4 protein-coding genes are annotated in these 5,039 nt (G+C 74.9%); 3 read left to right on the top strand and 1 reads right to left on the bottom strand.

Annotation, left to right across the window (positions count from 1 at the left end):
* Positions 1-77: 77 nt before the first annotated feature.
* Positions 78-683, bottom strand: coding sequence for a 5-formyltetrahydrofolate cyclo-ligase (locus tag KBX39_RS22650; RefSeq protein WP_176722728.1), 606 nt, complete (start codon positions 681-683; stop codon positions 78-80).
* Between the two features lie 125 nt (positions 684-808).
* On the opposite strand from KBX39_RS22650, the gene KBX39_RS22645 reads away from it, so the two are divergent.
* The 3 genes from KBX39_RS22645 to glp form a co-directional block, all read left to right on the top strand.
* A complete protein-coding gene (locus KBX39_RS22645; RefSeq protein ID WP_210872404.1) occupies positions 809-2,998 on the top strand; it encodes a diguanylate cyclase in 2,190 nt (729 codons plus the stop codon).
* Positions 2,999-3,007: 9 nt separating this feature from the next.
* Positions 3,008-3,997, top strand: coding sequence for a UTP--glucose-1-phosphate uridylyltransferase (locus KBX39_RS22640; RefSeq protein WP_043326860.1), 990 nt, complete (start codon positions 3,008-3,010; stop codon positions 3,995-3,997).
* Positions 3,994-5,039 (top strand): gephyrin-like molybdotransferase Glp (gene glp / locus KBX39_RS22635; protein WP_210872402.1); only part of this gene is annotated, 1,046 nt, incomplete at its 3' end. The genes KBX39_RS22640 and glp, both read left to right, overlap by 4 nt.

The following is a 5,039-nucleotide window of genomic DNA, read 5'->3' as shown; positions in this document are numbered from 1 at the left end:
CTGGTACGTGGGCACGTTCTCCTCCGGATCTTGGCACGGCCTGTTGGCACTCGTGGTATTCGAGTGCCAATGGTGCGTCATGACCCCCGGGTTCGTCCAGCGGAAGCGCCCGGGCCCACACCCGGGACGGCCACCAACCCGTCCGCCGGAGTGATCACACAGTGCACCGGGCGGTCGTGCGGCTGGGCGGGGACCGCCTCGACCAGCTCGCCGTCGTGCAGGAGAGCCACCGTCGGCACGGTGGCGGGCACCCGGGCGAGCGCCCGGTCGTACGAGCCGCCGCCGCGGCCCAGCCGGATGCCCCGGCGGTCCACGGCTACCGCCGGCACCACTACGAGTCCCGCCGCGGCCACTGCGGCGCGGCCCCGGGTCGACGCGGTCGGCTCGCGCATGCCCCGGCCGGCGGCGCGCAGCGACTCCCGCCCGGTGTAGGGGGCCCAGTCCAGGTCCAGGTCGTCGCAGAGCACCGGCAGCAGCAGCTCGGCGTCGGGCGGCAGCGCGGCCCGCAGCACCTCGGGCAGGTCGTCCCCGCCGGGCTCGGAGGCGACCGGCACGTACGCGCTCATCCTGGCCGGTCGCAGTCGGCGTACCAGGGTCACCAGCTCGGCCTGGACGGCGGCCGCCGCGACCGCGCGCTCGGGCGCGGACAGCGACCGGCGGGCGGCGAGCAGCGCGACGCGCATCTTCTGCTTCGCATCGTGCGCTTCATCCGAAAATTCCGGCACGCAACACTCCTGACGCAACGCTTGCCTAATGGTCGCTCTGTGTCAGCATCGCACCAAGGGGCGCGGAACTTCCGGGGGGAAGCTTGACGCTACGCGGGCGGTTGACGGCAGCCTTCCTCGCGGTGGTGCTCGGCCCCGTCCTGCTCGGCGCGCTCTTCGTCGGGGCGACGTTGAGCGCCGTCGACCGGAGCCGCGCCACCGAGCGACTGGGTCTGGCCGCGGCCGGTGTGCGTACCTCGATCGACGCGCTCTGCCAGCAACTGCGCGCGGCGGCCGACGCGGTCGCGCTGGTGGCCGACCCGGTCGCCCGGCCGCGTGCGGCCGACCAGGTGGTCGGCCGGGGGCTCGCCGCCGGCGTGCTGATCGCCGACGCCGCCGGCCGCACCAGCTACGCCACGGCGGGCGGTCCGCCCGGGCGCTGGCAGGACTGCGCGGGCGCCCCCGCCACCCCGATCGGCGCGCTCTCCGCTCAGGTGCGGCTGCGCGACCCGGCCGGCGCCGACCTCGGCGCGGTCGCCGCCGCGCAGCCCGTCGACCGGGCCTTCGTGGCGCGGCTCGCCGCCGTCACCGGCGTCGCGGTCACCCTCCTCGACGCCCCCGGGCAGATCACCCACACGACCGAAGAGCAGGGGGTACGCGCAGCGGTGCTGGCCGCCGCCGGCAAGGCGCGCGGGAACGGCGTGGCCGGGACGGGCGACGGCCGGTACGTGCGCCGGGTGGGCCCGATGCCCGGTCAACCGCTGCCGCTGGTGCTCTCGATTCCCGGCGAGCGCCCACCCGGCCTGTACGGCGCGCTGATCGCGGCGGTGGCGCTGGCCGCCCTGCTGGCTGTGCTGACCGCGTGGCGGCTCGCCCGGGTGACCACCCGGCCGCTGGGCGAGCTGGCCGGGGCGGTGGACCGGGTGGCGCAGGGCGACCTGAGCGCCCGGGTCCCGGTGCGCAGCCGGGACGAGATCGGGCGGCTGGCCAGCGCGTTCAACCGGATGGCCCGGGAGACCGGCAGTTACGTGGCGGCGCTGACCAGCAGCCGGGACCAGCTGCGCAACCACCTCGCCGTGCTCGGCGACACGCTCGCCAGCACGCACGACCTGCAACGCATCCTGCGGGTGATCCTGGACAGCGCGATTGCCGCCACCGGCGCCCGGGCCGGAGCGGTGCTGCTCGTCGACGCCGAGGGCGTGCTCGTCGGCCGGTGCGTCGAAGGGCTGACCGGACGCTGGCCCACGAGCGACCCGGCCGACCCGGCGACGCTGCGGGTCGCGGTCGGCGCCGGGGTGCTCGGCGCGGTCGCCGCCACCGGTGAGCCGCTGCGCGGCCGGTGGACCCCACCCGACGCCCCGACCGGGGAGCCGTCCTGCGAGACGTACGTGGCGGTGCCGTTCGCCACGCCCGGCGGCGCCGAGTCGCGCGGCCCGGACCGTCCCGGCCACCCGCCCGCCGACGGCGACCCGCCCGGCTCGGCCTGCGCCGCGCTCGGCGTGCTCGTGCTCTACGACCGGCTCGGCGGTCCCGAGTTCCACGACGACGACGTGGTGACGCTGCGGACGTTCGCCGGGCACGCGGCGGTCGCGGTGGAGAACGTCCGGGTGCACGAGGAGGCGCAGCGGCTCTCCCTCACCGACCCGCTGACCGGGTTGTGGAACTACCGCTACCTGCGCGAGTCGATCCGCCGGGAGGTGGAGCGGGCGAACCGGTTCGGCCGGATGCTCAGCGTGCTCGCGCTCGACCTCGACCGGTTCAAGCGCGTCAACGACACCTGGGGGCACGCCGCCGGGGACGCCGTGCTGGTCGAGTTCGCGCGCCGGGTACGCGGCGTGATCCGCGAGGTGGACCTGGCGTTCCGGCAGGGCGGCGAGGAGTTCGTGGTGCTGCTGCCGGAGACCGACGCGCGGGGCGCCACGATCGTCGCCGAGCGGCTCGGCGCGGTCGTACGGGACCAGCCGGTGACTGTCGAGGGAAGCACCGACGAACCGGTGCACGTGCCGGTGACCGTCTCCATCGGCATCGCCGTCTACCCGGACCACGCCGTCGACGGCCAGCAGGTGCTCGACGCCGCCGACGACGCGCTGTACGCGGCGAAGGCCGCCGGACGCGACGGCTACCGGCTGGCCCCCGTGCCCGATCCGGTTCCCACCCAGGAGATCCCGGTGGTGGCCGTGTCCGTCAGCCCGCCGGCCGGGCTGCCCCGGGCGGGCACGGCGGACGCGCCGGGCACCGTCCAGGGCGGCGCGTCTTCCGGTCCTCACCCGCCGCGGCAGAGCCGTGGCCGATAGTCTCGCGACATGTCGGAGCACTCAGCGAACCCCTCAGCGACCCGCGGTCGCTCCCGCGCGGTCAAGGCCGTGATCCCGGCCGCCGGCCTGGCCACCCGGTTCCTGCCGGCCACCAAGGCGGTTCCCAAGGAACTGCTGCCGGTCGTCGACCGGCCGGTGCTGCAGTACATCGTCGAGGAGGCCGCGCAGGCCGGCATCGACGACATCCTGCTGATCACCGGTCGCGGCAAGACCTCGATGGTCGACCACTTCGACCGCCGGCCCGACCTGGAGGAACGGCTCGCCAAGAAGCCCGAGCTGCTGGCCGAGGTCAAGCGCACCGAGGAACTCGCAGCGATCTACACGGTCCGCCAGCCGGAGCAGCTCGGCCTCGGCCACGCCGTCGGGTACGCCGAGTCGCACGTCGGCGACGCGCCCTTCGCGGTGCTGCTCGGCGACGAGTTCGTCAAGCCCTCCGAGCCGCTGCTGCCGGCCATGCTGGAGCTCCAGGCCCGCACCGGTGGCGTGGTGCTCGCCTTCTTCGAGGTCGACCCGGCCGAGACCAGCCGTTACGGCATCGCGTCGGTCGAGCCCGCCGAGTCGGAGTACGGCGACATCGCCGAGGTCGTCAAGGTCACCGGCATGGTGGAGAAGCCCAGTCCGGAGGAAGCGCCCAGCAACCTGGCGGTCCTCGGGCGGTACGTGCTCCCGGGGAAGATCTTCGACGCGATCCGGCGTACCGACCCGGGCAGCGGCGGCGAGATCCAGCTGACCGACGCGATGGAGCTGCTGCGTACCGAGGGGGTGCCGGTGCACGCCATCGTCTACCGGGGCACCCGCTACGACACCGGCATGCCGCTGGGCTACCTGCAGACCGTGGTGCAGATCGCGGCCGAGCGGGAGGACCTGGGCGCCGAGTTCCGCAAGTGGCTGGCCGAGTTCGTCAACAACGGCGACGAGACGGTCACGGCGGCGGTCCTCAACGGCATGCGTGACGCGTCCGGCGGTGCCGATACATGACCGCGACGGCCGACGCCGAGGCGGCCGCGAACGAGTTGACGCCGCTCGCCGACTACCTGGGCAGTGTGCTGCGCAGGTTACGCGCGCTGCCTCCACTCGACCTCGACCTGACCCAGGCGTACGGCAACGTGCTCGCCGAGGACGTGGTCGCCCCGCACTCGTACCCCGCCTTCGACCAGGCGGCGGTGGACGGGTACGCCGCGCGCTGGGAGGACATCTCCGGTGGGAGTCGGGGGCCGGGCTACGTCCCGGCCCCCTCCGGTATGCCCGGTGGCCGCAGCATCCGGCTCAACGTCGTCGGTGACCTGGGCGCGGCGAGCTGGCGGCCGGTTCGGCTCACCCCCGGATCGTGCTTCTCGGTCGCGGCGGGCGCGCCGCTGCCGATCGGCGCCGACGTGGTCGTCCCGGTGGAGTGGACCGACCAGGGCATGGCCGCCGTCGAGATCTTCCGCGCCCCCAAACGGGGGTACGGGCTGCGCCGCGCCGGGGAGGAACTGGTCGCCGGCACACTGCTCGCCCGCGCCGGCGCGTACGTCTCACCGGCGCTGGTGGCGGTGTTCGCCGCCACCGGCATCGGGCACGTCGTGGTGCGGCCCAGTCCGCGCGTGGTCATCGTGGCCACCGGCGACGAACTGGTCGACGTGGGCCGGGGCAGCCAGCCCGGGCAGGTGGTCGACACCAACTCGCACGCGCTCACCGCTGCGGCGGCCGAGGCGGGCGGGCTCGCGTACCGGGTGGGGATCTGCGACGACGACCCGGAGGCGCTGCGCGGCCTGCTGGACGACCAGACGCTGCGGGCCGACCTGATCATCACCACCGGCGGCACCGGTACCGGCCCGGGCGACATGGTCCGCCGCATCCTGTCCCGCCGCGAGGGCGGCCGGGCCGGACCGGTCACCTTCACAGAGGTGGCCCTCTATCCGGGAACGGCTCTCGGGTTCGGTACGGTCGGCGCCGAGGAGGTGCCGGTGGTGTGTCTTCCCGGTGAGCCCGGCGCGGCGCTGATCGGCTTCGAGGTGCTGGCCCGCCCGGCGATCCAGCT

The sequence above is a fragment of the Micromonospora sp. D75 genome (assembly GCF_018070405.1).
GTDB lineage: Bacteria > Actinomycetota > Actinomycetes > Mycobacteriales > Micromonosporaceae > Micromonospora > Micromonospora chalcea.
Note: the sequence above shows the minus strand (reverse complement) of the source record. Positions and strands in the feature narration are given on the sequence as shown.

Bases quoted from the DNA above. Each gene is read 5' to 3' on its own strand.
- KBX39_RS22650 (WP_176722728.1), bottom strand. From the start codon at position 683: ATGCGCGTCGCGCTGCTCGCCGCCCGCCGGTCGCTGTCCGCGCCCGAG.
- KBX39_RS22640 (WP_043326860.1), top strand. From the start codon at position 3,008: ATGTCGGAGCACTCAGCGAACCCCTCAGCGACCCGCGGTCGCTCCCGC.